Raw genomic sequence first — 26979 nt, forward strand, 5'->3', positions numbered from 1 at the left:
CCGCCAACCGGCAGCAGCCAGCCGCCTCGGAAGATTTTTTCGAGGAAAAGCCACGAGCGGGAACGTTTTGGGGCTGGTTGGATGTTGACCCTGGTACGACAGCTCGTCGAGCTAGAGAAGAGGCGACGTGACTACTGTTCTGACCCCCGCGAGCCCGCTGACGGCCGCCGATCGCTGCGACCGCTGCGGCGCCCAGGCATACCTGCGCGTCGTCCTGCTGAGCGGCGGAGAACTGCTCTTCTGCGCCCACCACGGTCGCAAGTTCGAGCCGGAACTCAAGAAGATCGCCGCTGAGATACAGGACGAGACGGAGCGGCTCACCGCCCCGGCGACCGCCTCCGAAGAAGAGCGCTGACACCTCGCGTCCGACGACGAGCAGCCCGGCACCGGCCGGCCGACGGGCGACCGCCTCCGTTTGCCTCGGAGGCGGTCGCCCGTCTCTGCTCCCGGATTCCAGGAGGGCCTCCCCTCCGCTCACCGGCCCCTGAGACCTCCCCAGAGCCGCGCAGACGCTCTCGGAGCGCCTCTCAGCTACCGGACCACCCCAACGTCCGCAGGACGTCGGAGATCCGCGTATAGACGCCGGGACTGCCCGCCCAGCCGCAGCCGGCGCCCCAGGACACGAGACCTATCAGCCGCCCCTGGGCCACCAGCGGCCCGCCGCTGTCCCCCTGGCAGGCGTCGCGGCCCCCTGCCACCTCCCCCGCGCACAGCATCGTCCCGGCGCGGTAGGTGCCCTCGGAGCCGCCCGGATACGCCCGCTCGCACAGCGCGTCGGGCTGCACCTTCACCCGTGCCGCGTGCAGGCTCCCGGCGAAGGTGCCGGATCCCGTGGTGTCCCCCCACCCGTAGACCAGGGCGCCCGTCCCCGCGCGGTAGGCGGGGTCGCCCGCGGCCGCCATGCCTATGACCGCTTTCGAGGGCAGCGGCTCCGCCAGGCTGAGCACGGCGAAGTCGCCGGAGTTCGTATCGGCGTCGTAGCCCGGGTTCACCCAGGTCTCGCGGACGGCGATCTCCTTGCCGCGGTCCGACAGCAGCTCGGTGCGCCCCGTGATCACCTTGAGGTCGCGCAGCCGCTCCGGGGACGTCCCCAGCAGCTCCTTGTTCATGCAGTGGGCCGCAGTGAGGACGGTGGTCCGGCCGACCGCCACACCCCCGCAGAACTGGCCCGCTCGCGTACCCCCGAACCGGTCACGGCTGGACAGCGCCACGGTCCACGGGCTCTGCGAGACATCGACCGGGAAGCCGCCGACGACGATGCGGTCGGCGGCCGCCGGCGCGGCCGTGGCCAGTGGTATGACGGTCCCCGCGGCCGCCAGGGCGAGCGGCCGGGCCAGGGCCCGGGCAAGTCGACGTCGCATGCGCGCTCCTCACACTGGGGTACTCCTGAAGCACCCAGGGTGATCGACGCCGTGCGTGCCCGCACCCGCGCGGCAGCGCGAAGGCCCGGCTCCCGAGGACGGGAACCGGGCCTTCCGGGACGTCGCGCGGCGCGCGGGGCCGGCCTAGTCGAGGTAGTCGCGCAGCACCTGGGAGCGCGACGGGTGGCGCAGCTTCGACATGGTCTTGGACTCGATCTGGCGGATCCGCTCACGGGTGACGCCGTAGACCTTGCCGATCTCGTCGAGGGTCTTCGGCTGACCGTCGGTGAGGCCGAAACGCATGGAGACGACGCCCGCCTCGCGCTCGGACAGGGTGTCCAGGACGGAGTGCAGCTGTTCCTGCAGCAGCGTGAAGCTGACCGCGTCGGCCGGGACGACGGCCTCGGAGTCCTCGATGAGGTCACCGAACTCGCTGTCGCCGTCCTCGCCCAGCGGAGTGTGCAGGGAGATGGGCTCACGGCCGTACTTCTGGACCTCGATGACCTTCTCCGGGGTCATGTCGAGCTCCTTGGCCAGCTCCTCCGGGGTGGGCTCGCGGCCCAGGTCCTGGAGCATCTGGCGCTGCACGCGCGCGAGCTTGTTGATGACCTCGACCATGTGCACCGGGATACGGATGGTGCGGGCCTGGTCGGCCATGGCGCGGGTGATCGCCTGGCGGATCCACCAGGTGGCATACGTGGAGAACTTGTAGCCCTTGGTGTAGTCGAACTTCTCCACCGCGCGGATCAGACCGAGGTTGCCCTCCTGGATCAGGTCCAGGAAGAGCATGCCCCGGCCGGTGTAGCGCTTGGCCAGGGAGACCACCAGGCGGAGGTTGGCCTCCAGCAGGTGGTTCTTGGCGCGGCGCCCGTCCTCGGCGATGATCTCCAGCTCACGCTTGAGCTTCGGCGCCAGCTTGTCGGAGTTGGCCAGCTTGTCCTCGGCGAACAGACCCGCCTCGATACGCTTGGCGAGCTCGACCTCCTGCTCGGCGTTGAGCAGGGGGACCTTGCCGATCTGCTTGAGGTAGTCCTTGACCGGGTCGGCGGTGGCGCCGGCGGCGGCGACCTGCTGGGCCGGAGCGTCGTCCTCGTCCTCGTCGGAGAGGACGAAGCCGGCGTTCTCGGCGCCCTCGGGCTCCTCCGCCGCGGCCGCCTTGGGCTCCTCGATGGCCTCCTCGTCGACCAGCTCGGCGTCGTCCTTCTTGGCCGTGGTCTTCTTGGCGGCCGTCTTCTTGGCCGTGGCCTTCTTCGCCGTCGCCTTCTTGGCGGCGGTCTTCTTGGCAGCCGCCTTCTTGGCGGGTGCTTCCTCCTCGGCGGCGGGGTCGGTGGCGGGCGCAGCGGGTGTGGCGGTGGCGGTGGCCTTCCGGGCGGTCGCCGTCTTGGCCGCGACCGTCTTGGTGGCGGTGCGCTTGGCGGGACTCTTCGCTGCGACGCTCTTGCGGGTGCGCTTGGGCTCTGCGGCACTGACCATCAGCGTCACACCCTCTTCCTCGAGGATCTGGTTGAGGCTGCGCAGTACGTTCTTCCACTGAGTGGCCGGAATCTGGTCAGCTTCGAAGGCCCGACGCACGTCATCGCCGGCGATCTGCCCCTCAGCCTTTCCCCGCTCAATGAGAGCCATGACAGAGACGGACTCGGCGATCTCCGGCGGGAGCGTACGGGATGTGCTGGCCGACACGAACAACCTCTCGGAACGTTGAAAACGGCTTCCGGCTCCGTCCACAGTGGACAGGAGCCGACCGCCGGCTTGGGGATGGGCCGACGGCGCGGGCGGGGGCCGGGAAGATGCACAGCGCCATGCGCGGCGTCCGTATTCCTTCCACGGCTGTCACCTCTTAGGTCATCGCGTTCCCTTCAGGAGCGTTACGCCCAATCCGCGTGGCCCGAGTCACACCGCGTAAACCATCAGATTTGTCCATACAGTCACAAAACCGTGCATCTGGGGCGAGGGGGTCGTCTCCCCGGACCCGTCCGGCCCTTCCAGCCGGTCCTTCCCGGCGTCGGACCTCTTCGGACCCCGTCGGACCCCATGGGTTCTTGCCGTCGGACCCTGTGGGATCTTCGAACGATCCCACAGGGTCCGACGGGGGACGGGTCACCGGTGGGGTGCTGCCACAGGAGGGGGATGGCATACCGCACCGCGCCGTCCGCGGAACGCGGTCAGTGCTCGCGCGGCGCGGGCACCACGCGTTCCACCTCGGGATGGACCGTGAGGAGTTGCCGCATGGCCGCCTCGGCCGCCGCGCCGTCGCCGGCGGCGAGGGCGTCGACGATCCGGGCGTGGTGGGTGAGCGAGGCCTCGTTCGGCCGCTCGCAGCCCGCGACCGGGCCGCCGGAGACCTGCAGGGCGGCGGAGACGATCCCGGAGAGGTGCTCCAGCATCCGGTTACCGGCGATCTGGATGAGCAGGGAGTGGAACTCGGCGTCGGCCCGGCCGAACGTCAGCGCGTCGCCCTGTCCCAGGGCGTGGCCCATGATCTCCACCATGTCGGTCAGGCGCTGCTGGACGTCCTCCCGCCCGTGACCGGCCGCCAGGCGGGCGGCGAGCGGCTCGATGGTCCAGCGCAGCTCGCTGAGCTCGCGGCGCTGGTCGTCGCGCTGCGGCCCGAAGGCCCGCCACTCGATGATGTCCGGGTCGAGGAGATTCCAGTCGCTGACGGGGCGCACGCGCGTGCCCACATTCGGCCGGGCGCTGACCAGGCCTTTGGCCTCCAGGACGCGGAGGGACTCGCGGACGACGGTGCGGGAGACCTCGAAGCGCTGGCCGATCTCCTCCGGGACCAGCGGACGGTCGGCCCCCAGGTCGCCGGAGACGATCATCTGCCCCAACTGCTGGACGAGTTGGCCGTGCAGTCCGCGTCCGCGGCTGCCTGCGGCCCGCCGGCCCACGCGGCCCAGTTCCGGATCCGCTCCGTCCCACGCAGGGGCCCCGACGCGGTCGGCGGCGGGCGCCTCCGCGTAGGGGTAGCGGTCGAGTTCGCCCGGGCTCGCGAGGCCGGAGTCTGCGGAGCGGGCGGCGGTCATCATGGTGTGCGCAAGGGTACTCACGCATCCTTTGTCGGCGTCGCTTCCAACTCCCTTGAGGTCTTTGGTGAAAAGCACACGAAAGGGTGATCGCTCACCCCTTCGTAATTGACGCCTTATCGGAAGGAAATGGTCATTCCAGGGGGAGTTACGGGCGGATACGGGCCAAGATGCACAGGGACGGTCGCTATCGGACCCTGCTCCGCAACCCGGTGAGCAGGTAGGCGCAGAGCAGCGCCGCCAGCGACAACGTGAGTGCCCCGCCGACGGGTTGGGCGAGCAGGCGCAGCAGCGCGTCCAGGTAGCGCTCCCCTCCGAAGGGCCACCGGAACGGCAGCCCCTCCCGCAGCCGCGCGGCGAACGGGACCGGGCTGCGCACCGCCGGCCCCTCCAGCACCCTGTGCACGAGGGGGACGACGAGCAGGGGCACGGCGACGACCGCGGCCAGTCCCGCGGTCGTGGACCGGAAGACGCCCGCGGCCAGAACGCCGGCCCAGGCGCACCCGGTCACCAGCCCGAGCCAGCCCGCACTCAGCGGGAGCCAGTCGGCGGGGACCTCGACGACCTCCGGTCCGTAGACGAGGTAGAGCAGCTCGGCGTCACAACCGACGGTCAGGGCGGCCAGCACCAGCGCGGTGGCGGAGGCGACGAGGAGTTTGGCGGTCAGCAGTCCCAGCCGCCGGGGCACGGTGCCCCGGTCCGCGGCCAGCGCGGGGTGGCGGAACTCGTCGCCGAAGGCCAGCGCGCCGAGCAGGCCCGCGCCCAGTGCGGCGGGCGGCAGCGGCAGCTCCCTCGGCCAGGCGGCGAGCAGGCGCGGCTGCGGGGTGTGCCCGATGCGCGCCAGCAGGACGGCGCTGACCGCGGACACGACGAGCACGGCGGCGCCGACGGCAAACCCCGTTCCGATCCCTGTGGCACGGCGGATCTCATAGCGCACGGGACGCAGGGGCCGGGGCGCGGACCGGACGGAGATGGGGGGCGGCAGCTCGACCCCGGGGCCGTGCGTCCTGCCGGCCACCCCCCTTGCCCCGGTCGCCCTCACGGCCCGCCGCGGGGGTGCCCCGGAGGGCGGGCGGGAACCCTCGGGGGCGGCTTTCGCCGCTTCCGGGCCACCGGGCGCACTCGCCCGGGCGGGAACATCGGGGTGCTGCCGCGACGCGGGGGCGGGCGCCGCGGGGTGCCGCGGGGGTGCACCGGAGGTCAGCGGCCACGGCACGGCCTGCTCGGAAGCGGCGGTGACGGGCGCGGCGTCGGCCGTCGCGGGCCCGGGACCGGCCGCAGCGGGCGCGGCGTCGGCCGTCGCGGGCGGACAGGCGGCCGGGGCGGTCTTCGGTGCTCCCGGGCCACCGGGCGCGGCCGGGGGCACGGACCCGGGCTCGCCCGCTCGGGCGGGGACACCGGGGTACTGCCGCGACGCGGGGGCGGGGGGCCCGGGGTGCTGCGACCGTGCTCCGGGCGGCAGCGATGGCGGAGCGGCCTGCTCACAAGCGCCGGTGGCGGGCGCGGGGGCGGCTGCCGTGTGCTCGGGGCCGGTGGGGGCGGGGGACGCACGGTGGGGGGTGGAGGGCGCGGGTGTGGCGGTGTGCGGTCCGGGGCCGTCGGCCTGGGCTTCCCCGGCGTCGGTCCCTGCGGTGACCGGTCCGGGGCCGCCGCCGGCCCGGGTCGCCCCGGCGCCGGGGCCCATGTCGCCGATCTCGTCGGCCAGTTGGTGGACGACGATGCCGTGGCGGAAGGCGACCTCGCCGACGTCGGCACAGGTACTGCCGTAGACGCAGAGGCGGTTGCCGCCCTCCCGTACGACCTCCACCGACCGGCGCGACGCGCGGGCCTCCTGTGCGAGCAGCGCGGAGAGGCGGGCGGCGTGCGGGCTGCGGACGGCGACACGGGGGCGCAGCCGGGTGCGTGAGAAGTCCGCGGCGTCCTGGTCGGCGACGGCCCTTCCGCCGTCCAGCGTGACCACGTGGTCCGCGATCCTCGCGGCCTCCTTCGGGTCCGCCGTCGTGCACAGGATCGTGCCGCCCTGGGCGGCGTGGGCCCGGAGCATGCCGTGCAGCCAGCGCCGCTCCCCGAGGGAGAGCCCTCGCGCGGGGTCGTCGAGCACGAGGGTGTGGGGGTCCGGGAGCAGCGCGCAGGCCAGGCCGAGCCGGCGGTCCATGCCGCGCGACAGGGTGCCGAGGCGTTCGTCGCGCAGGCTCACGAGCCCCACCGCTTCGAGGACTTCGTCGGCACGGCCCGCCGGGACGCCGGAGGCGGCGCACAGCATGCGCAGGTGTCCGCGGACGGAGCGAGCGGGGTGTCCCGGCACATCGCCCAGCAGTACGCCGACCTCACGGGCGGGATGGGGGATGCGGTGCAGGGGGCGGCCCCTGAAGTAGGTGATGCCTCGGCCGCGTTGGAGTTCGAGCATGAGCCGGAGCGCCGTCGTCTTGCCGGCGCCCGGCGCTCCGAGCAATGCGGTGACGCGGCCGGCGTGCGCCTCGAAGGAGACGTCGTCGACGGCGGGCGGGAGCTCTTTGCGGGGGTTGCTGGTCAGTCCGATGGCCTGGATCACCCGATGCAAGATAGCGTGCCATATCGGGTTTTTCGGGCATCGCACGGCCTGCGGAGGCAGGGGTGTACACCCTGCCGGGCCCGCCGGGTGCCCCGCCGCCCGCGCCTCAGACCTCGGGGCGCAGCATCGGGGGGTTGAGCAGGGTGGCTCCGCCGGCCCGGAAGAGCTGCGCGGGACGGCCGCCCTGCCGGGTGGTCGTACCTCCGGTGGGGACCAGGAAGCCCGGTGTCCCGGTCACCTTGCGGTGGAAGTTGCGCGGGTCGAGCGCCACGCCCCAGACCGCCTCGTAGACCCGGCGCAGCTCGCCGACGGTGAACTCGGGCGGACAGAAGGCCGTCGCCAGCGACGAGTACTCGATCTTGGAGCGGGCGCGCTCCACCCCGTCCGAGAGGATCTGGGCGTGGTCGAAGGCGAGCGGCGCCACCGGCTCGCCGTCCCTGCCGTAGCCGTCCTGCTGGAGCAGCTCCTCCACGGGCGCCCAGCGGGCGTTGCTGGCGTCACCGCCCGCCCGGGGCGCGGGCAGGTCGGGTGCCAGGGCGAGATGGGCGACGCTGACGACCCGCATCCGGGGATCGCGCTTGGGGTCGCCGTAGGTGGCGAGCTGTTCCAGGTGGGCTCCGTTGTCCTGGGCGGGGATGGCGGGGTCGTGCACACGCAGTCCCGTCTCCTCGGCCAGTTCCCGGGCCGCCGCCTGCGCCAGGTCCTCGTCGGCCCGTACGAAACCGCCGGGGAGCGCCCAGCGCCCCTGGAACGGCGGTTCCCCCCTGCGCACCGCCAGCGCGCACAAGAAGTGGCGGCGTACGGTCAGCACGACCAGGTCCACGGTGACGGCGAAGGGCGGGAAGGCTGACGGGTCGTAGGGCATGCCGCGATCATAGTCGTCTGCCTGACGATAAACACTCCCTTCGCCGGTCGTATCTGTCTGATCCACTTCGGTCCGGCGTGCCGGCCGCCGCCACCTTCCCGCGGTGCGGAGGAGAGCCGTCCCACCAGGTCACACCCCCAGTTGCAGCCCTTCGGCCGCTTCCTCGACCATGGCGAGACCGAGGCGGCCGATCCGCACGGAGAAGGGGGCACCCGCGACGCGCAGACCCATGAGAACGATCTCGCCCAGCGGCGCGCTGCGCACCGGCCGCAGCGTCACTGTCCCGGCCGGAACATCGGGGCGTATCCCGGCCAGAGCGGTCAGCATCAGGACCCCGGCGGCAGCCGCCGTGGCCGCTGGGCGGCAGGCCGCCGGATGCGGAAGGGGAGCGCTCCCCTCGGTGCGCCGCTCTCCCGCGTACATCTCGGGCAGCCGGTGGCCGAACGCCTCGGCCGCCGCGAGGACGCCCCGCAGCAGGGATGCCGCCTCCCGGTCGTAACCGGCGTGGGCGAGGCCGGCGACCGCCACCGCCGTTTCGTGCACCCGCACGGCGCCGGTCCGGTGACCGAACGGGTTGTGGCCTGTCTCCTTCACGCCCAGCCCGCGCAGGCCCCAGCCCGAGTCCAGGTCGGGTCCGCCCAGCAGGCGGGCCAGGCGCTCGGTGTGCACCTTGCCGAGGAGGCCCGGCGCGAGCCGGCCGCCGCCCAGGAGCCCGGTGTCGAGCAGGTGCACGGCCTGTGCGCCCAGGTGCGGGACGAGACGGCCGTCCGGCGCGCGGGCCGCCGCCGGACGGTCTCCCCGGTGGTCGTCGATCCAGAACTCCTCGCGGAACGACCGGCGCAGTTCCCCTGCCCACTGACGCAGCCCGCCGCCGCCTGGTCTGCCGTACGCGTCGAGCAGGTCGGCCCCGAGCAGCGCCGCCCGGTGGGCATGGGCCTGTGTCTCGCAGCGGATTGCTCCGCCGGGCTGCGGGTCGGGCAGGTGGACGCCGTCGCCCACGGTGGTCCGCAGCCAGTTCAGACAGCGTTCGGCGGCCGGGAGCAGTTCCTCGGTGTCGCATTCGGGCAGCCCCCAGCGGCGGGCCTCGGCCAGCAGCGCGGGGAAGAGCAGCGTCGCCTCCGTGCCCGTGCAGGCCGGGGGCAGATACGGTCCGTTGTCCCGGTACGGGCCGGGGATCATGCCGCACTCCGGTCCCGGCCCGGGGAGTTGGGTGCGGGCGAGGATCCGCAGGGTGCCCGCCGCGAGGCCGGTGCCCAGGGGCAGCGCCATCCGGGCGGCGGCGAGGGCCTCGGCGGGGGCGAGCCCGCAGCGCCAGGGTGCGCCGGCCGCCAGGTGGACGTCGGCCGGGTGCTCCTTGTCCCGCAGCAGGAGGGCGCCGAGGTCGTCGACGCCGGCCCGCAGCAGCGCGGGGACCCGGGGGTCGTCTCCCGCGGCACGTGCCGGTGCGAGGGGGTTGGTCCCGGCGCTGCCCACGGCCCGCCGGGGTGTCGCTCCGTCCGGCCGCACCCGCAACTCGACGCTGGTGCTGCCGCCCGGGTACAGGTCGAGCTCCCACCGCAGCAGCCCGGGCCCGGCCAGCACCTCGGCCGGGGACGGTGCGGCCGTGACCGACGCGCCGGCGTCGGCGCGGGACCAGCGCAGGCCGGAGTCGTGGACGCGGGCGGGCAGCTGGGGGCCCGCGTGACCGGAGGCGATCTCTCCGAGGCCGGCGAGATCCGTGCCGAGCGCCACCTCGACCGGCAGCCGCAGCGGACGGGCGGCCGCGCTGTGCAGCGTGATCCGCTCCGTGCCGTCCGCGCAGCGGGTCCGCTCCACGACCACGTCCGGGTCGGGACCACCGCCGTGCGGTGACACGCGCAGCGTTCCCACGAACCGCGCCCGGTCGGCGGCCACCATCCGCGCCTGCACCGGGAGCGGTTCCCGTCCGGCGACACGGACCTGGCAGCGGGAGAGCAGACGCCGCCCGTCGCGGTAGAACCCCTCCAGGCCGCTTCCGGTCTGCTGGCCCTGCTCCGTCGAGACGGCGAGCCCGGGAAGGGCGACGCAGATCATGACGGCGTGCGCGGGCGGCAGTTCGCCCTGCCAGCGGAAGGCGGGCGGACGGTCCCGCCGACGGGCCGACGGCGTACGCGCGGCGGTGTCGTGGGCCGCGCGGCGGCCTGCCGCCGGGGCTCCGGCATGGCCATCGGCGAGGGCGGGCGGAACCGGCTGCTGCATGGGCGGACTTTCTCCGTGCTCGGTGTGCCTCGGACCGGCCAAGCTCCCTGAGATACCGGCTGGGCCGACGCGGTACGGCGTCCCACCCCGTCCGGGCGTTCCGCCACTCAGGTGAACGGCCCCACGGCCGTCCCGGTCACGCCCACGCCGGACCTGCCTCCCCTTCGGAGACAGCCCCGGCAGTCGCCCCCGGGCACCGCGCCCCACCGGAGCCCCCACGACCGCACGGCGTGCCCTCCCGCAGCACAGCGCGCCGCCTCTCGGCGCCCGGTACCGCCCTTGCCGGACGCGCCGGGCCGAGGCCACCACCGGAACGCGCCCCGCGCCGGCCTCCGCCGCTGCGCGTCCCGCCCAGGGCCGTCCCGCCGCCCCTGCGGAGACGTCCCCCGACGCCCGCGCACCGTCACCGCGCCCCACCGGAGCCCCCACGACCGGGCGACGTGCCCTCCTGCGGCAGCGTGCGCCGACCCTCGCCGTCCGAGGCCGCTGTTCCCGGACGCGGACCGCCTGGACGCCGGTTTACGCCGACCGCCGAGGCGCCACCGTTGCGGGCGCGCCTCGACGACGTCTTCGGGTACGGGAGCCGCCCGCCCGGGCGTCCCTCGTCGCCGCGCCTTCTGCGCGAGGCACCGTTGCCCGTACCGGGCGCACGCGAGCGCTGCCGGCGGGGCAACGGGGGTGGCGCCGGGACGGGTGCGGCGGCCGGGGGCGGACCGTCGGTCCTGTTCCGCGGGTCCGCGTCCGTGGCCCTGGCCGGCCGGTCGCGGTCCACGCGTTCGGCTCGCAGGCAGCGGCGGACCGACTCGGGGTCGAGGCCCTCGTTGCACGCCTGGTGCAGCAGGCGTGCGAAGAGATAGTCGGGGTCGGCGGCAAGGGCCAGAGCGAAGGCTTCCCGGGCCTCCAATTCGTCACCGGTGGACCAGGCGACCCATCCGGCGAGGGTGAGAGGCGCCGCGGCGTGTTCGCCGTACGCTCCGACGCAGCGGCGTGCGAGCGCCCGCCACAGACGGAGGGCAGGGGCCGCTTCGACGCCCTCCATCCACTCGGCCGCGCGATCGCGGGTCGTGCGGTCCTGCAGGCCGAGGATCAGCGTCGCCGCCTCGTCGTCCCCGAGCAGTTCGTCGTCCCGCAGGTCCTCGGCGGCCGCGCCGGGGGCGGGCGGGGCGCCGGCGAAGCGGCCCATGATCCGCAGGGCCAGGCCCAGCGTCTCCTCGGCAACCTCGGGGCGGCCCGCCGCGTCGAGGATCCTGGGGATGAGCGCCAGCCCCGCGACGTCCAGGGCCTTCTCCTGTTCGACGGTGCGGCTCTCCCGGGGCAGGAGCCTGGCGCGCAGTTCGCGCAGGCTGCCGCGGATCTGGAGGCCCGCGTAGGTGGCCGCGGCGGCCAGTACCGAGGTGCCGGGCAGGCCCAGCGGTGTGCCCTCGCCCGGGCAGCAGCCGTCGTCGTCGCAGCAGTAGGACCAGAAGCGGCCGTCGGAGACGCAGAGGGCCTCCACCACCGGGATGTCCAGGGCGCCGCATTCCAGGCGGAGGGCCTGGGCGAGCGGACCCAGCCGTTCCTTGACCTGCCTCCCGGATTCGCCCGGGCCCGGCTCGCGGCAGAGGAAGACGATCATCTGCTCCGGCCTGGTGCCCCGGCGTTCGCTGCCCCTCACCAGACCTTGGACCAGTTGCCGGGCGGCGCTGGGCCAGTCGTCCGCGTCGCTGGGGATGCCGAGCCGGGCCCGGCCGCCGAACCGGCCCTGCCCGTCCTTTTCGTGCAGGGCGACCAGCACGATGCTCTCCTCGGGCCGGTAGCCCAGGAGGTACGGCAGGGCGTCGGCGAGCTCGGCGGGGCTGCGCAGGGTGACCTGCTGGGCGCCGTCGCTGTCGTACACGGTGGGGCCGGTGTCGTCCGGACCCGGAATGCCGCTGTTGTCGGGGGATCCGGTGGTCTCGCTGTGGTTCGTCATACCGAGACGATCTCGCAGATTCCGGCATTCCGGTTCTTCCTGTGGATAAGTCGGATCAGGGACATGTCACCCGATGGGCGACCCGTCGCCCCGCCCGCTTGTCCACAACGGCCGACGGGATGTCGGCGCCGTCCTGTTGTATGGAACCCATGGAGCACACGAGCAACGCGGATCTCCGGACGGCCGCCGACGCGGTCCTCGCCCGTCTCGTCGGGGACGCCTCGGGCGAGGCCCGGCTGCGCGAGGACCAGTGGCGGGCGATCGAGGCGCTCGTCGCCGACAAGCGCCGTGCACTGGTCGTCCAGCGCACGGGCTGGGGCAAATCCGCCGTGTACTTCGTGGCCACGGCGCTGCTGCGGGCACGGGGCAGCGGGCCCACGGTGATCGTTTCCCCGCTCCTGGCTCTCATGCGCAACCAGGTGGAGTCGGCCGCCCGGGCCGGGATCCAGGCCCGGACGATCAACTCCTCCAACAGCGAGGAGTGGGACGCGATCCAGGACGAGATCGCCGCCGGCGACGTGGATGTGCTGCTGGTGAGCCCCGAGCGGCTCAACAACCCGGACTTCCGCGACCAGGTCCTGCCCAGGCTCTCCGCGGCGACCGGGCTGCTCGTGGTCGACGAGGCGCACTGCATCTCCGACTGGGGGCACGACTTCCGCCCGGACTACCGGCGGCTGCGCACCATGCTCACCGACCTGCCGGACGGCGTGCCGGTGCTCGCCACCACCGCCACCGCCAACGCCCGCGTCACCGCCGACGTCGCGGAGCAGCTCGGCACGGGAGGCTCGTCGGACGCGCTGGTGCTGCGCGGCCCGCTGGACCGGGAGAGCCTCAGCCTGAGTGTGCTGCGCCTGCCGGACGCCGCGCACCGGATGGCCTGGCTCGCCGACCACCTGGACGAGCTCCCGGGCTCGGGAATCGTCTACACCCTGACCGTGGCCGCCGCCGAGGAGGTCACCGCCTTTCTGCGGCAGCGCGGACACACCGTCGCCTCGTACACCGGCAGGACGGAGAACGCCGAACGGCAGCAGGCCGAGGAGGACCTGCTGGCCAACAAAGTGAAGGCGCTGGTCGCCACCTCCGCTCTCGGCATGGGTTTCGACAAGCCCGACCTGGGCTTCGTGGTGCACCTCGGCTCGCCGTCCTCTCCCATCTCCTACTACCAGCAGGTCGGCCGCGCCGGACGCGGTGTCCGGCACGCCGAGGTGCTGCTCCTGCCGGGGAAGGAGGACGAGGCGATCTGGGAGTACTTCGCGTCGCTCGCCTTCCCCTCCGAGGATCTGGTGCGCCGCACGCTCGACGTCCTGGCGCACGCGGACCGGCCCATGTCGCTGCCCGCCCTCGAGCCGCTGGTGGAGCTGCGCCGTTCCCGGCTGGAGACCATGCTCAAGGTCCTCGACGTGGACGGGGCGGTGAAGCGGGTCAAGGGCGGCTGGATCGCGACCGGGCAGCCGTGGACGTACGACGCCGAGCGCTACGCGTGGGTGGCGCGCCAGCGCAAGGCCGAGCAGCAGGCGATGCGTGAGTACGCGGCGAGCACGGACTGCCGGATGGAGTTCCTGCAGCGCCAGCTGGACGACGAGGGCGCCAAGCCCTGCGGCCGGTGCGACAACTGCGCGGGCGCGCGGTACACCGCCGAGGCCTCCGCGACCGCACTGGAGGCGGCCCGCGAGGATCTCGGCCGGGCGGGCGTGGAGGTGGAGCCCCGGCGGATGTGGCCCACGGGCCTGCCGGCGATCGGCATGAACCTCAAGGGCCGCATCCCGGCCGGGGAGCAGGCCGCGCAGGGAAGGGCGCTGGGACGGCTGTCGGACATCGGCTGGGGCAACCGGCTGCGGCCGATGTTCGCGCCGCAGGCGCCGGACGGGCCGGTGCCGGACGATGTCGCCCAGGCCGTGGTGGGCGTGCTGGCCGACTGGGCCAAGGGGCCCGGCGGGTGGGCGCCAGGGGTGGCGGACCCGCAGGCCCGGCCGGTGGGAGTGGTCACCGTCGCCTCCCGCACCCGCCCGCGGCTGATCCACTCGCTGGGGGCGCGGATCGCGGAGGTCGGCCGGCTGCCGCTGCTCGGATCGCTGGCCTACACGGACGAGGCGCACCCCGCGTCCCGGAGCAACAGCGCCCAGCGTCTCAAGGTGCTCGACGGGGCGCTCACCGTGCCCGCCGACCTCGCTGCCGCACTCGCCCAGGCGCCGGGTCCGGTCCTGCTCGTGGACGACTTCACGGAGACGGGCTGGACCCTCGCGGTCGCCGCGCGTCTGCTGCGCCGGTCCGGTGCACAGGGCGTGCTGCCCCTTGTGCTGGCCGTACAGGGCTGACGGTTCGGCCCACCCGATGGGTGGGGATATTAGCCTTGGAACACCCGATACCGGTCCGCTGCCCCAATTGCTCGTTGCCGCATCCAAGTTCGACAGGAAGAATTGAAGTCCGCACCCGCACGGCCTGCCCGCCGATCAGGTAGGGCTCTGTTGCGTGCGCGCTCCCCCGAATCCGACCCCGCCCGCAGTCCGGGCGTAGCCGAAGGGAGGACCGTGACCTTCGGATTCGCTCAGTCCTCGGCGGCATCGCTGTCGACGTCCGCCGCTTCCGCCACGCGTGTGCTCGAGCCCGCGGAATGGGCTGCCGCGGGAATCCCCCTGCTGCGCAGTCCGCGCGAGGTCGTGAGCGGACTGCACGCCCGGCATCATCCTGCTCCGGCGACCGCCGTCGTCGCCGTGCTCGACCCGGACGAACGTCTGCGAGCGAGCGCGTCGTTCACCCGTCGTGCCGCCTCGGCGGACGGCTGGATGTTCCGCAACGCGCTGCTGGCCCAGTTGCGCCGGGTCATCCCGCACGACCTGCGGCGCCGCACTCCCGTGCGCACGGCCGTGCTGCTCTACTGCCGTGACGGCGACGCCCATTGGACGGAGGAGGACGGCGCGTGGATGTGGGGGCTGCGGGACGCCTGCACCCTGCACGGGCTGCGCTGCGGGGCGTACATCACGCTGACGGGTGACGGCTGGCAGGTCCTCGGCGAGGGGCGGGGCGGCCGTCATCCCAGCGCCGGATCGGCACCGGAGCCGGTCGCCATGTCCGAGGCACCGCCGCGGATACCGCGCACCGGCGGTGCCGCATCGGACGTGCTCCGCCGCGCGGCGGCCCGCTGACTCCGGGGAGCCACAACCGGATCCCGCGCCGCCCCGGCCGGGGGCACGGCAGAGCACTGTGCTCAGGCAAGGCACCGGACCACGCCGTCGGCCTCAGCCTCTCGGACCTCGCCGTTCACGGCCGCCCCGTCGGACCTCGCCGCCCGCGACCAAGGCACAGCAGTGCACTGCCCGCGCACAGCACAGGACGACGCCGTCGGCCTCAGAGCCTCGGACCTCGCCCGTTCACCGTGGGGCCCCCGGAGCGTGCCGCCCGCAGCCGGGGCACGGCAGAGCACTATCCTCGGGCACGACACCGGACCGCACCGTCGCCCTGCCTCGGGCCTCGCCTTTCACAGCCGAGCCTCCCGGACCGCACCGCCCGCAGTCAGGACACAGCAAGGCACCGTACTTCGGCACGACACGGAACCGCGCCCTCGTCCTCGGCCCCGGACCGCAACCGTCCGCAGCCGAGGCGCGGCAGGGCGCACTGCCCGTGCACAGTTCCGGACCCGGTCGTGCGCGACGGCGGCGCTCGCCACCGTCACAGCGGCCGGTCCGATGGCCGGGTGCGCGTCGCGCTCCCGGCCCCGGTGCCGTTGCGTCGGGTCAGACCGCCGCGCCCAGGACCGAGTTGATGCGCTGCGGATCTCCGCACACGATCAGCAGGGCGCCGGCCCGGGCGTGAGCCACCGACAGGGCGGAGGCGGCCGCGGACTCGGGGCCGCCGTTGACGGCGACCACCACGACGGGCCGAGCTCCTGCGCGCTCCGCCACCTTGGCATCCGCGTAGAAGACGTCGTCACCGGCGTCGTGCTGAGCCCAGTAGGAGGCTTCGCCGAAGGACAGTTCGTGGGTGGCCCACGGGTGCGGCTCACCGGTGGTGATCACCAGGACGTCGCCGGGGGCGCGGCCCGAGTCCAGCAGCAGGTCCACGGCCTCCTCGGCGGCGTCGAGCGCCCCCTGGGCCGAGGCCGGGATCAACTGGATCTGCGGGGTGGCCGCAGCGCGGGCGGACCGGCCCGCGGGAGCGGGCTCGGCCGCGGGAGCCGCATCGCGCGACGCGCGCTGCACCGGCGGCGCGGGCCGCGGCGGGCCGGGACGACCGGGACGCGACGGAGCCGCGGGGCGGGGACCGGGTACGGGGCGGGGGGTCGGCGCGGTGCGGCCGCTGGCCGGTGTGGCGCGGGGACCCTGGGCACTCTCGTGAATCTGAGGCTCCTCGGGAATGAGAGGCATGAGCTGATTTTTATCAAACGTTGGTACGACACGCGCCGCCGGGTGGCACATGAGTACGGGCGGTCCGTCAGAAGTCGAAGCCGAGCTGACCCTCGATCTCCGGAACGAGCCCGTCCGTCCAGGTGCGGACCTTCTTGAGGTGCCGCCACTGGGGCAGCGCATCAAGATACGCCCACGACAACCGGTGGTACGGGGTGGGTCCCCGGACCTCCAGTGCGGCCCTGTGCACGGGCGACGGATACCCGGCGTTGTCCGCAAAACCGAAGTCTGCATGGTCGGTGCCCAGTTCGGCCATCATTTTGTCGCGCTGAACCTTGGCGATCACCGAGGCCGCCGAGACCGCCACGCACGACTGGTCGCCCTTGATGACCGTACGGACCCGCCAGGGGTCACCGAGATAGTCGTGCTTGCCGTCGAGGATCACCGCGTCGGGCCGCACCGGGAGCGCGTCCAGGGCGCGCACCGCCGCCAGCCGGAGCGCGGCGGTCATGCCCAGGTCGTCGATCTCCTCGGGGGAGGCGTGCCCCAGGGCGTACGAGGTCACCCAGGTCCGCAGCGTCTCGGCGAGTTCGGTGCGCCGCTTGACGGTGAGGAGCTTGGAGTCGGTCAGCCCCGGCGGGGGCCGGCGCAGTCCGGTGACCGCCGCGCAGACGGTGACGGGACCGGCCCACGCGCCGCGTCCCACCTCGTCCACGCCTGCGATGATCTTCGCTCCGGTCGTGGCGCGGAGTGAGCGCTCGACAGTGTGAGTAGGCGGTTCGTACGGCATGGCGCACTAAGCGTACGCCGCCCGTGTCCGGCCGCGACACCCCGGTTCCCCCGAGACACCGGCGTTCTCACCAGGCCCGGCTCAGGCGTCGCTCCGCCGCAGCAGCGGGATCATCAACTGGTCGACCATTTCCTCCAGATCGACATCCGGCCATTCGCATCCGCACATCTTCGAGCGGTACATCATCATCGCCGGGATGGCGTCACAGACGTAGGCGTTCGTCGCGTCGGGACGCACGTCTCCCCGCTCGATTCCTCGCTGGATCACCTCACGCAGCATCTCGAGGGTCGGTTCCACGACGCCGTCGAAGATGACGGCATGGAAGCGCTCGGCCTGGGTGGTGTCGCATTCGTGAATCACCGCACGCAGCGCGAGTCCCGACTGGGAGAACCACGCGTCGCGCGCCCGCCGACACAGCGCCAGCAGATCGTCACGCACGTTGCCCAGGTCCGGCACGGCGTCGAAGTGCGGCAGCCCGGACCGCAGCGCGTCCGCGACGAGGTCCTCCTTGGACGGCCAGCGCCGGTACACGGCGGCCTTCCCGGTCTGGGCACCCGCGGCGACACCCTCCATCGTCAGGCCGTTCCAGCCGACCGTGCTGAGCTGCTCCAGGGCGGCGTCGAGGATCGCGCGTTCCAGCACGGCGCCGCGGCGCCGTGAGGATGCCGTCTGAGCGTGGGCGGCCGCCCAGCTCGAAGTAACCATCTGAAATCTCTCCAACGAGCAGCTGAAGCGGGCATTCCGGGGATGAACGCGTGCCGCGCGGCGACCGAGGGGGACGCGCCGAACGGCAACTCTTAGAGAGAACGCTTGCGTTCACTGTCGAGGACTTCTACCGTTGACGCAACAGTGAACGCGAGCGTTCACTGACGCTCTCGTGGGGGACCCATAGTGACAACCTCTCCTTTGATCCATGACCAGAAGCCGGGTGCGGCACGCCGGGGCGGGCATCCCGGCATCGCGCTCACCGTCATCGCGGCCTGCCAACTCATGGTGGTACTCGACGCGACGATTGTGAACATCGCGCTCCCGCACATCCAGAACGCTCTCGAATTCAGCACCACCGACCTCACCTGGGTGGTCAGCGCCTACACCCTGACCTTCGGCGGGCTGCTGCTCCTCGGCGGCCGCGCGGGCGACATCCTCGGCCGCCGTCGTGTCTTCATGTCCGGCATCCTGCTGTTCACCGTCGCCTCGCTGCTGGGCGGGCTCGCCCAGGAGCCGTGGCAACTGCTGGCCGCGCGCGTGCTGCAGGGTGTGGGCGGTGCGATCGCGTCGCCCACCTCGTTGGCGCTCATCACCACCACGTTCCCTGAAGGACCCGAGCGCAACCGTGCCTTCGGTGTCTTCGCCGCGGTCTCCGCGGGCGGCGGCGCCATCGGCCTGCTCGCGGGCGGCATGCTCACCGAGTGGCTCGACTGGCGGTGGGTGCTCTTCGTCAACGTGCCGATCGGTGTGCTGATCGCCGTGCTCACCCCGATGTACATCAACGAGTCCGAGCGGCACTCCGGCCGCTTCGACATCGCGGGGGCGGTGACCTCGACCGCCGGTATGGCCTCCCTCGTCTACGGCTTCATCCGCGCGGCGGAGGAGGGCTGGCGGGACAGCCTGACCATCGGCTCCTTCGCGGCGGCCGCGGTCCTGCTGGTGGCCTTCGCGATGATCGAGTCCCGCGCCAAGGAACCGATCACCCCGCTGCGGATGTTCGCCGACCGCAACCGCTCCGGCACCTATGTGATCATGCTCAGCCTCGCCGCGGCGATGTTCGGCATGTTCTTCTACATCGTCCTGTTCGTGCAGAACGTGCTCGGATACAGCCCGATCGAGGCCGGTCTCGCCTTCGTGCCGGTGACGGTCGTGATCGCGCTGGGGGCCGGGCTGTCGCAGCGGTTCCTTCCGGTCTTCGGACCCAAGCCGTTCATGCTCATCGGTTCGGCACTCGCCGCGACCGGACTGGCCTGGCAGACGCTGATCAGCTCCGACAGCTCCTATGTCGGCGGCATCCTCGGCCCGATGCTGATCTTCGGCTTCGGCATGGGCCTGAACTTCGTGACGCTCACCCTCACCGCCGTCTCCGGCGTGGCCCAGCACGAGGCCGGCGCGGCGTCCGGGCTCCTCAACGCCACCCAACAGGTGGGCGGGTCGGTGGGCCTGGCCCTGCTGACGACGGTGTTCGGCTCGGCCAGCAGGGAGGAGGCGGAGAAGCAGGTACCGGGCTTCCTCGCCGACGGTACGGCGGAGCAGAAGGCGGAGTTCGCGCGGACCCAGCAGCTGCCGGCTCCCTGGGGACACGAGGTACTCGCGCAGGGCATCTCCACGGCCTTCGTACCCGCCGCCGCGCTGGCGGTGGTCGCCCTGGCCACCGCGTGGTTCGTCATCCGGGTCCGCAAGAGCGACCTGGAGGCACTCTCGGGGGCGGCGGGACCGGGCATGGGCTGAACCCGGGATGCCACGGGCGCGGCCCGGCGGCTCTTCGGCCGACGTCACGGGAGTCGGCCGGAGGACGCCGGGCCTGCTCGCGCACCACGACGCCACGGCGCTCAGGACGAGCAGCACGGCGAGCCGCACATACCGGATCACGCGACCGCTCCTCTCCGCCCGATACCCCTCGATACCCCTCGATACCCCTCGATACCCCTCGATACCCCTCGATGCGCTCGTGCGCTCGATGCACTCGTGCGCTCGTGCGCTCGATGCACTCGTGCGCTCGATGCACTCGTACGCCCGATGCGCCCGACGCGCCCGATCTCCTGCGATCCGCCGGCACGGCAGGTGACGCACCTGTCGGTGCCGGCCTCATGCCTCACACGGTGGATGTCCGGACAACGAACGTCCGGTCACGGAGAGTTCCCGCGAAGTACGGAGAGTTTTCCAGCGCCGCCCGCCGCCTCAGGCCGCCCGCCGCCCGCCTCAGGCCGGCGTGTGCAGCCACCCCGGCAGCGGCTCGACCTGGCCGGCCCACTCGGCGGGCGGACCGCCCGCCTTGCCGGCGGCGACCACACCGCCCACGATCGCGCAGGTCGTGTCGACGTCACCGCCCACCTGCGCGGTCGTCCAGAAGCCCTGCTCGTAGTCCCCCAGGGCCCGCGCCGCCGACCAGAGCGCGAACGGCACGGTGTCATGCGCCGTGGTCCGCCGTCCGCACCCGAGCACGGCGGCCACGGTCGCCGCGTCGCCGTAATCCAGCATGTCCCGGGCCCGGCGCAGCCCCGCGCCGACCGCGCTCCGCGCGGGCACCAGCGCGATGACCCCGTCGAGGAGGGCCTCCGGTCCCGGCGGTCCGTCCGGCGCCGCGGCGAACGCGGCGGCCGCGGCGACGGCCATCGCGCCGACGACGGCCTCACGGTGCTGGTGCGTGGGATAGGAGGAGACCTCGGCCTGATGGGTGGCCTGCTCCGGGTCGTCCGCGTACCAGGCGCCCAGCGGAGCGATGCGCATGGCGGCACCGTTGCCCCACGACCCCTGGCCATTGAAGAGCGCCGCGGACAGCTCGCGCCAGTCGCCGCCCTCCCGGACCAGCCGCAGCAGCCGGTTGACCGCGGGGCCGTACCCCCGGTCGAAGTCGTGGTGCGCGGCGAAGGACTCGGCGAGAGCGTCCCGATCGATCCTCCGGTGTGCGGCGAGCACGGCGACGACGGAGCACGCCATCTCGGTGTCGTCGGTCCACTGCCACGGGCCCGGGGGCAGCTCGCGGCGCTTGAGCAGCGGATAGTTCGCCGGCACGAAGAACTGGGAGCCGAGCGCGTCACCCACGGACAGTCCGCGCAGGGCGGCCAGGGCGCGCTCCAGGCGCCCGGCGGGAGAGGAATCAGCGGTCATCGCACTGCCACTCTAACCGGTGCCCCGCCTCTGACCGTTGCCCCGCCGCCTAGCCGGTGATCCCGTAGGGCTCAGGGTCCCGCCAGCGTTCGAAGGGCCGGTCGAGGGTGTACTTGCCGTTCTCCCCGAGGACGAGCATCCGCATCTCGGCGTTCCCCGGATTCGACAGGGACTCGAACTCGGCCACGGTCCAGTGGAACCACCGCATGCAGAACAGCCGCATCGCCAGGCCGTGGGTGACGATGAGGACGTTGGGCGGATGGTCCGGGGCCTCGAAGCTGCGGAACAGGCTCTCCAGGAAGCCGCCGACCCGGTCGTAGACGTCGGCGCCGGACTCGCCCTGGGCGAAGCGGTAGAAGAAGTGCCCGTAGGCGTCCCGGTAGGCCTTCTGCAGGCGCACGTCCTCGCGGTCCTGCCAGTTCCCCCAGTCCTGCTCGCGCAGCCTGGGCTCCTCGCGCACGCGTATCAGCCCGGGGTCGAGTTCGAAGGCGCGCAGCGTCTGGTGCGTCCGGCGGTACGGGGAGACGTAGACGCTGACCCGCTCGTCGCCGAACAGCTTGCGCAGCCGCTCGCCGGTCTCCGCGGCCTGCCGTCTGCCCCGCTCGGTCAGGGCGAGGGCGTGGTCGGGTTCACGCTCATAAACGGAGTCATCAACATTGCCCGTTGATTCACCGTGCCGGACAAGGACGATGCGCCGTGGTCGTGCCATGCCAAAACCCTAGATCGGGTGACGCCCGGACGGGCACTCGTGGGGTCCTCGTACGGCGTACGTCACACCGGCCCCGCATCACGCACCGCGCGCGGACGCGTGCGCAGAGGTACGTACGTCACACCGTCCAGGCGGACTCCATGTCGACGATGTCCCCCGCCAGGGCCGCGATGTCCGCCTCCGTCTGCGCCCGCAGGGCAAGCCGCTCCACCCGCTCGGTGCGGTACTTGCCGTGCTCGGCGGCCGCACGCCACATCGACAGCACCAGGAACTCGTTGCCCGGAGCCTCGCCGAAGAGCCCCCGGACCATGCCGGGCGAGCCGGCCATCGCCGGGTTCCAGACCTTCTCCTGCATGAGGACGAAGTGCTCCGCCCGCTCCTCGTGGACGCGGCACAGGGCGACCCTGAGCAGGTCGGCGTCGGTGAAGCGCGGTTCGAATCCGGTCTTCACGTCGAAGCGGTGGTCGAAGAGTCTGACCCGGGCGTTGGTGAAGGTGCCCGACTGGGCCGAGGCGAGCCGGTCGTGGGAGCGCGCCATGAAGGAGTCGTAGAAGGCGCGGCTCTCCCAGAAGGAGAAGATGTGCGCCACATCGGACCTCCCCCGGCTCCATCCCCCGCCCTGTGCGCGAAACCCCGGCTCCCCCAGAAGCCCCGCCCATTTCCGCTGCCCCCGCTCGAACCCGCGGCGGTCCACCACGGTGCAGCGAATCCACTTGACCAGCACCGCGCCATCGTAAGGCCAGCGGGCGTGGCGTCGGTCACGCTCGCGGTGACTGCTTGCCGCTGTCCGGCGGCCGGCGCGTGGCAGGATGGACATTCTGCCGTGAACATCCGGCAGTTGGGGTGAGCGGGGCAGGACGGTCACGAGGAAGGGGAAACTGGTGAACGGCCTCAACAAGGGCTTGAGCAAGGTCGAGATCGCGCTGAAATGGGACCCGAGTCCCTCGGGCGAGCCCGCCACCGACCTGGATCTGGTCGCCGCGCCCTATCCGGCGGGCGACCCGCACGGCGACCCGGGCTATGTGGTGCACTTCGACAGCCGCTCCCCCGACGGCACCATCACGCTGAACCGGGACAGCAAGGACGGCATGGGCTTCGGCTACGACGAGGTCATGACGCTGGAACTGGACCGGCTCGCCGACCGGTACGCGCGCGTGGTGGTCGGCGTCCTCATCCAGCAGCACCAAACGCGTCGGACCTTCTCCGGGGTGCGCAACCCGGGGCTGCGCATCCGCGAGGGGTACACCGTCCTGGCCGAGGAGGACTTCGGCGGTGTGCTGGGAGCCATGGCGGCGACGGTCGCGGAGTTCGTCCGGGACGAGTCGGGCGCCTGGGAGCTGCGCACCGGCGTCCAGGGATTCGACGGCGACCCGGCGGACTTCTCCCGCGGGATGGGTGCCTCCCGGCGCACATGAGCCGTACGGCCGGGACACGCACGGCGAAGGGGACCGGCCGTCGGCCGGTCCCCTTCTTCCTGTGCTGGTCGGCTACGCGTGCGGGCCCGCGCCCGCTGCCGTCAGCTGCAGCCGCTCGTCGAGCCGCAGCCCTCGCAGATGTAGCAGGAGCCGGCCCGCTGCATCTTCGTACCGCAGGAGAAGCACAGCGGGGCGTCGGCCTGGATGCCCAGCTGCATCTCGACCAGTTCCGCGCTGGTGTGGGCCTGCTGCGGGGCGGGCTTGGCCGCCTCGGCCTCGGCCTTGGGCGTGGAAACCGCCTTCAGCTCCTGGGCCCGCGGCGCCGACTGGGCCAGCCCCTCCACGTCGAGCTCGTCGTCGGAGGGCTCGTACGAACCGGTCTCCAGGTGACGCTGGCGCTCCTCGGCAGAGTGGATGCCGAGCGCTGAGCGCGTCTCGAAGGGCAGGAAGTCCAGCGCCAGGCGGCGGAAGATGTAGTCGACGATCGACTGCGCCATCCGCACGTCCGGGTCGTCCGTCATACCGGCCGGCTCGAAGCGCATGTTGGTGAACTTCGAGACGTACGTCTCCAGCGGAACGCCGTACTGCAGGCCCACCGAGACGGCGATGGAGAAGGCGTCCATCATGCCCGCGAGGGTCGAGCCCTGCTTGGACATCTTCAGGAACACCTCGCCGAGACCGTCGTCCGGGTAGGAGTTGGCGGTCATGTAGCCCTCGGCACCGCCGACCGTGAAGGACGTGGTGATGCCGGGACGGCCCTTGGGGAGACGCTTGCGGACGGGACGGTACTCGACCACCTTCTCGACCGCCGCGCGGATCGTCTCCTCGGCCTTCTCCGTGACCTCGGCCTTCTCCTCCTCCTTCTTCTTGGCGGAGAGCGGCTGGCCGACCTTGCAGTTGTCGCGGTAGATGGCGAGTGCCTTGACGCCCAGCTTCCAGGCCTCGAAGTAGATCTCCTCGACCTCCTCGACGGTCGCCGACTCCGGCATGTTGACCGTCTTGGAGATGGCGCCGGAGATCCAGGGCTGGATCGCGGCCATCATGCGGACGTGGCCCATCGGGGAGATGGCACGCTCGCCCATGGCGCAGTCGAACACCTCGTAGTGCTCCGGCTTGAGACCGGGGGCGTCGATCACATTGCCCTGCTCGGCGATGTGGGCGACGATCGCCTCGATCTGCTCCTCCTGGTAGCCCAGGCGGCGCAGGGCCTGCGGGACGGTGCCGTTGACGATCTGCATCGAGCCGCCGCCGACGAGCTTCTTGAACTTCACCAGCGCCAGGTCGGGCTCGACACCGGTGGTGTCGCAGGACATCGCCAGCCCGATGGTGCCGGTCGGGGCGAGGACGGAGGCCTGGGCGTTGCGGAAGCCGTTCTTCTCGCCGAGACGGACCACGTCCTGCCAGGCCTCGGTGGCGGCGGCCCACACCGGGGTGTCCAGGTCGTCCATGCGCACGGCCGTGCCGTTGGCGTCGGCGTGCTGCTTCATGACGCGCTTGTGGGCGTCGGCGTTGCGGGCGTAGCCGTCGTACGGGCCGACGATCGCGGCGAGTTCGGCGGAGCGGCGGTACGCCGTGCCCGTCATCAGGGAGGTGATGGCGCCGGCGAGGGCGCGGCCGCCGTCGGAGTCGTAGGCGTGACCGGTGGCCATCAGCAGGGCGCCGAGGTTGGCGTAGCCGATGCCGAGCTGGCGGAAGGCGCGGGTGTTCTCGCCGATCTTCTGGGTCGGGAAGTCCGCGAAGCAGATCGAGATGTCCATCGCGGTGATGACCAGCTCGACGACCTTCTGGAAGCGCTCGGTCTCGAAGGACTGGTGGCCCTTGCCGTCGTCCTTGAGGAACTTCATCAGGTTCAGCGAGGCCAGGTTGCAGGACGTGTTGTCCAGGTGCATGTACTCGCTGCACGGGTTCGACGCGGTGATCCGGCCGGACTCGGGGCAGGTGTGCCAGTTGTTGATGACGCCGTCGTACTGGATGCCCGGGTCGGCGCAGGCCCACGCGGCCTCGGCGATCTTGCGGAAGAGCGCCTTGGCGTCGACCTCCTCGATGACCTCGCCGGTCATCCGGGCGCGCAGGCCGAACTTGCCGCCCTTCTCGACCGCCTCCATGAACTCGTCGTTCACGCGGACCGAGTTGTTGGCGTTCTGGTACTGGACGGAGGCGATGTCGTCGCCGCCCAGGTCCATGTCGAAGCCCGCGTCGCGCAGGACGCGGATCTTCTCCTCCTCCTTGACCTTGGTCTCGACGAAGTCCTCGATGTCCGGGTGGTCCACATCCAGGACGACCATCTTGGCGGCGCGGCGGGTGGCGCCACCGGACTTGATCGTGCCGGCGGAGGCGTCGGCCCCGCGCATGAAGGAGACCGGGCCCGAGGCGTTGCCGCCGGAGGAGAGCAGTTCCTTGGAGGAGCGGATCCGGGAGAGGTTCAGGCCGGCTCCGGAGCCGCCCTTGAAGATCATGCCCTCTTCCTTGTACCAGTCGAGGATCGACTCCATGGAGTCGTCGACGGACAGGATGAAGCAGGCGGAGACCTGCTGGGGCTGAGGCGTGCCCACGTTGAACCACACGGGGCTGTTGAAGCTGAAGATCTGGTGCAGGAGGGCGTAGGCCAGCTCGTGCTCGAAGATCTCGGCGTCGGCGGGCGAGGCGAAGTACTTGTGGTCCTCTCCGGCCTTGCGGTACGTCTTCACGATGCGGTCGATGAGCTGCTTGAGGCTCACCTCGCGCTGCGGGGTGCCGACGGCGCCCCGGAAGTACTTGCTGGTGACGATGTTGACCGCGTTCACCGACCAGAAGTCGGGGAACTCGACGCCGCGCTGCTCGAAGTTGACCGAGCCGTCGCGCCAGTTGGTCATGACGACGTCACGGCGCTCCCAGGCCACCTCGTCGTACGGGTGGACTCCGGGGGTGGTGTGGATGCGCTCGACACGCAGTCCCTTGCCGGCCTTGTTGCCCTTGGCTCGGGAACTCCGTGCCGGACCGCTCGCCGTCTCTGTCATGCCGCCTCCCTGTACGGGCGAAAACGCCCAAAAGTGCCCCGATTGTTCCCGTGGCACGGTGTTCTGTCTGGTGCTGCGGGCCCCACTCGCCTGCCCGCAGCAGGTCTTCTCATCGCCGCCGCCCCGCCGGACCCCGCACCTGGCGTCCGGGGCCGGTCCGCCGGTCAGCCGGCGGCGGGAGCGGGATCCTGGACCTGGACGGCCCCGTCGGACCCGCTGTCGTCTTCCTGGCTCCCCGGGGCGGCTCCGCCGCCCCCGTCGTCGCCCGCGGGCCGCTCCGCCCGCCGGAGTTCCCCGATCGCGGCCTCGAAGTCCTCGAGCGATTCGAACGCCCGGTAGACGGACGCGAACCGCAGATAGGCGACGAGGTCGAGCTCCTGCAACGGGCCGAGTATGGCCAGCCCCACGTCATGGGTGGTCAGCTCGGCGCTTCCGGTGGCCCGCACCGCTTCCTCGACCCGCTGACCGAGCTGGGCGAGGGCGTCCTCGGTGACGGGCCGTCCCTGGCAGGCCTTGCGCACACCGTTGATGACCTTGGTGCGGCTGAACGGTTCGGTGACTCCGGACCGCTTGACCACCATGAGCGAACACGTCTCCACGGTCGTGAAACGACGGGAGCAGTCCGGACACTGGCGGCGCCTGCGGATCGACGTGCCGTCGTCGGTCGTACGGCTGTCGACGACACGGCTGTCGGGGTGCCTGCAGAAGGGGCAGTGCATGAATTCCAACCCTCCTCACAGCAGACACAATGGCCCCGCTGGGCCTCACGGGCCTCACGAAGCAGCACCAGCATATGCGATCGCGGAGGGCGTGGAGACCCGGGGGACCACAACTTCTGGGCTGCAACTGCAATCCAACCACTAGATGTGGGGATTGGCTCATACATTCACGCTCTGCACGCGTGTCGCGCGCGCACCGCGGGGCCGGCGGGCCGGCGGC

Annotated in this window: 20 protein-coding genes; 5 read left to right on the forward strand and 15 right to left on the reverse strand. The window is 72.2% G+C overall.

From position 1 onward, the window contains the following. The first annotated feature begins 127 nt into the window (after positions 1-127). The gene (locus tag AC5L3C_RS09240) at positions 128-355 is read left to right on the forward strand and encodes a DUF7455 domain-containing protein (protein ID WP_125503844.1); all 228 of its coding nucleotides are present in this window, start codon (positions 128-130) and stop codon (positions 353-355) included. Between the two features lie 172 nt (positions 356-527). Here the strand turns inward: AC5L3C_RS09240 and AC5L3C_RS09245 are convergent, their stop codons facing one another. The 7 genes from AC5L3C_RS09245 to AC5L3C_RS09275 form a co-directional block, all read right to left on the reverse strand. After that, on the reverse strand, positions 528-1361 hold the full coding sequence (locus tag AC5L3C_RS09245) for a S1 family peptidase (protein WP_493648333.1): 834 nt from the start codon (positions 1359-1361) through the stop codon (positions 528-530). A gap of 144 nt (positions 1362-1505) precedes the next feature. Beyond that, positions 1506-3041, reverse strand: a complete 1536-nt coding sequence (locus tag AC5L3C_RS09250; protein WP_125503847.1) for an RNA polymerase sigma factor — start codon at positions 3039-3041, stop codon at positions 1506-1508. A 482-nt stretch (positions 3042-3523) separates the two neighbouring features. Next, positions 3524-4411, reverse strand: a complete 888-nt coding sequence (locus AC5L3C_RS09255) for a FadR/GntR family transcriptional regulator (RefSeq protein ID WP_493648335.1) — start codon at positions 4409-4411, stop codon at positions 3524-3526. A gap of 163 nt (positions 4412-4574) precedes the next feature. Continuing rightward, complete coding sequence (locus AC5L3C_RS09260) at positions 4575-6938, reverse strand: ABC transporter ATP-binding protein (RefSeq protein WP_493648337.1); 2364 nt, start codon at positions 6936-6938, stop codon at positions 4575-4577. A 106-nt stretch (positions 6939-7044) separates the two neighbouring features. Further along, the gene (locus tag AC5L3C_RS09265; protein ID WP_493648339.1) at positions 7045-7803 is read right to left on the reverse strand and encodes an NUDIX hydrolase; all 759 of its coding nucleotides are present in this window, start codon (positions 7801-7803) and stop codon (positions 7045-7047) included. A 129-nt stretch (positions 7804-7932) separates the two neighbouring features. Beyond that, positions 7933-9855: a glycogen debranching N-terminal domain-containing protein gene (locus AC5L3C_RS09270; protein ID WP_493653792.1), complete on the reverse strand. Its 1923-nt coding sequence runs from the start codon at positions 9853-9855 to the stop codon at positions 7933-7935. Between the two features lie 568 nt (positions 9856-10423). Continuing rightward, on the reverse strand, positions 10424-11971 hold the full coding sequence (locus AC5L3C_RS09275) for a DUF4192 domain-containing protein (protein WP_493648341.1): 1548 nt from the start codon (positions 11969-11971) through the stop codon (positions 10424-10426). Between the two features lie 149 nt (positions 11972-12120). Between AC5L3C_RS09275 and AC5L3C_RS09280 the strand changes: the two genes are divergently transcribed. After that, positions 12121-14286: a RecQ family ATP-dependent DNA helicase gene (locus AC5L3C_RS09280; protein WP_493648342.1), complete on the forward strand. Its 2166-nt coding sequence runs from the start codon at positions 12121-12123 to the stop codon at positions 14284-14286. Between the two features lie 213 nt (positions 14287-14499). After that, on the forward strand, positions 14500-15114 hold the full coding sequence (locus AC5L3C_RS09285; protein WP_493648344.1) for a hypothetical protein: 615 nt from the start codon (positions 14500-14502) through the stop codon (positions 15112-15114). Between the two features lie 588 nt (positions 15115-15702). Here the strand turns inward: AC5L3C_RS09285 and AC5L3C_RS09290 are convergent. The 3 genes from AC5L3C_RS09290 to AC5L3C_RS09300 all read right to left on the reverse strand — a co-directional run bounded on the left by AC5L3C_RS09290 (position 15703) and on the right by AC5L3C_RS09300 (position 17806). Next, positions 15703-16332 (reverse strand): hypothetical protein, encoded by a 630-nt coding sequence (locus tag AC5L3C_RS09290; protein ID WP_493648346.1) that lies wholly within the window; start codon positions 16330-16332, stop codon positions 15703-15705. A 67-nt stretch (positions 16333-16399) separates the two neighbouring features. Beyond that, the gene (rnhB, locus tag AC5L3C_RS09295) at positions 16400-17101 is read right to left on the reverse strand and encodes a ribonuclease HII (protein ID WP_493648348.1); all 702 of its coding nucleotides are present in this window, start codon (positions 17099-17101) and stop codon (positions 16400-16402) included. Positions 17102-17182: 81 nt separating this feature from the next. After that, entirely contained in the window at positions 17183-17806 is a 624-nt protein-coding gene (locus AC5L3C_RS09300; protein ID WP_493648349.1) for a TetR/AcrR family transcriptional regulator, read from the reverse strand. Positions 17807-17992: 186 nt separating this feature from the next. Here AC5L3C_RS09300 and AC5L3C_RS09305 point away from each other — a divergent pair, with 186 nt between their 5' ends. After that, positions 17993-19540, forward strand: a complete 1548-nt coding sequence (locus AC5L3C_RS09305; protein ID WP_493648351.1) for an MFS transporter — start codon at positions 17993-17995, stop codon at positions 19538-19540. 471 nt (positions 19541-20011) lie between these two features. Here AC5L3C_RS09305 and AC5L3C_RS09310 read toward each other — a convergent pair whose 3' ends face one another. The 3 genes from AC5L3C_RS09310 to AC5L3C_RS09320 form a co-directional block, all read right to left on the reverse strand. Then, positions 20012-20920 carry an ADP-ribosylglycohydrolase family protein gene (locus AC5L3C_RS09310; RefSeq protein ID WP_493648352.1) on the reverse strand — a complete coding sequence of 303 codons (909 nt, stop codon included), beginning with the start codon at positions 20918-20920 and terminating at the stop codon, positions 20012-20014. A 49-nt stretch (positions 20921-20969) separates the two neighbouring features. Further along, complete coding sequence (locus tag AC5L3C_RS09315; RefSeq protein ID WP_493648353.1) at positions 20970-21629, reverse strand: histidine phosphatase family protein; 660 nt, start codon at positions 21627-21629, stop codon at positions 20970-20972. 118 nt (positions 21630-21747) lie between these two features. After that, positions 21748-22353: a YdbC family protein gene (locus tag AC5L3C_RS09320; protein WP_493648354.1), complete on the reverse strand. Its 606-nt coding sequence runs from the start codon at positions 22351-22353 to the stop codon at positions 21748-21750. A 157-nt stretch (positions 22354-22510) separates the two neighbouring features. Here AC5L3C_RS09320 and AC5L3C_RS09325 point away from each other — a divergent pair, with 157 nt between their 5' ends. Next, positions 22511-23044, forward strand: a complete 534-nt coding sequence (locus tag AC5L3C_RS09325) for a TerD family protein (protein ID WP_493648355.1) — start codon at positions 22511-22513, stop codon at positions 23042-23044. 101 nt (positions 23045-23145) lie between these two features. Here AC5L3C_RS09325 and AC5L3C_RS09330 read toward each other — a convergent pair whose 3' ends face one another. Next, positions 23146-26040, reverse strand: a complete 2895-nt coding sequence (locus AC5L3C_RS09330; RefSeq protein WP_493648357.1) for a vitamin B12-dependent ribonucleotide reductase — start codon at positions 26038-26040, stop codon at positions 23146-23148. Between the two features lie 164 nt (positions 26041-26204). Then, entirely contained in the window at positions 26205-26759 is a 555-nt protein-coding gene (nrdR, locus tag AC5L3C_RS09335) for a transcriptional regulator NrdR (RefSeq protein WP_493648358.1), read from the reverse strand. Positions 26760-26979: the final 220 nt, after the last annotated feature.

The organism is Streptomyces speibonae, from assembly GCF_984686075.1.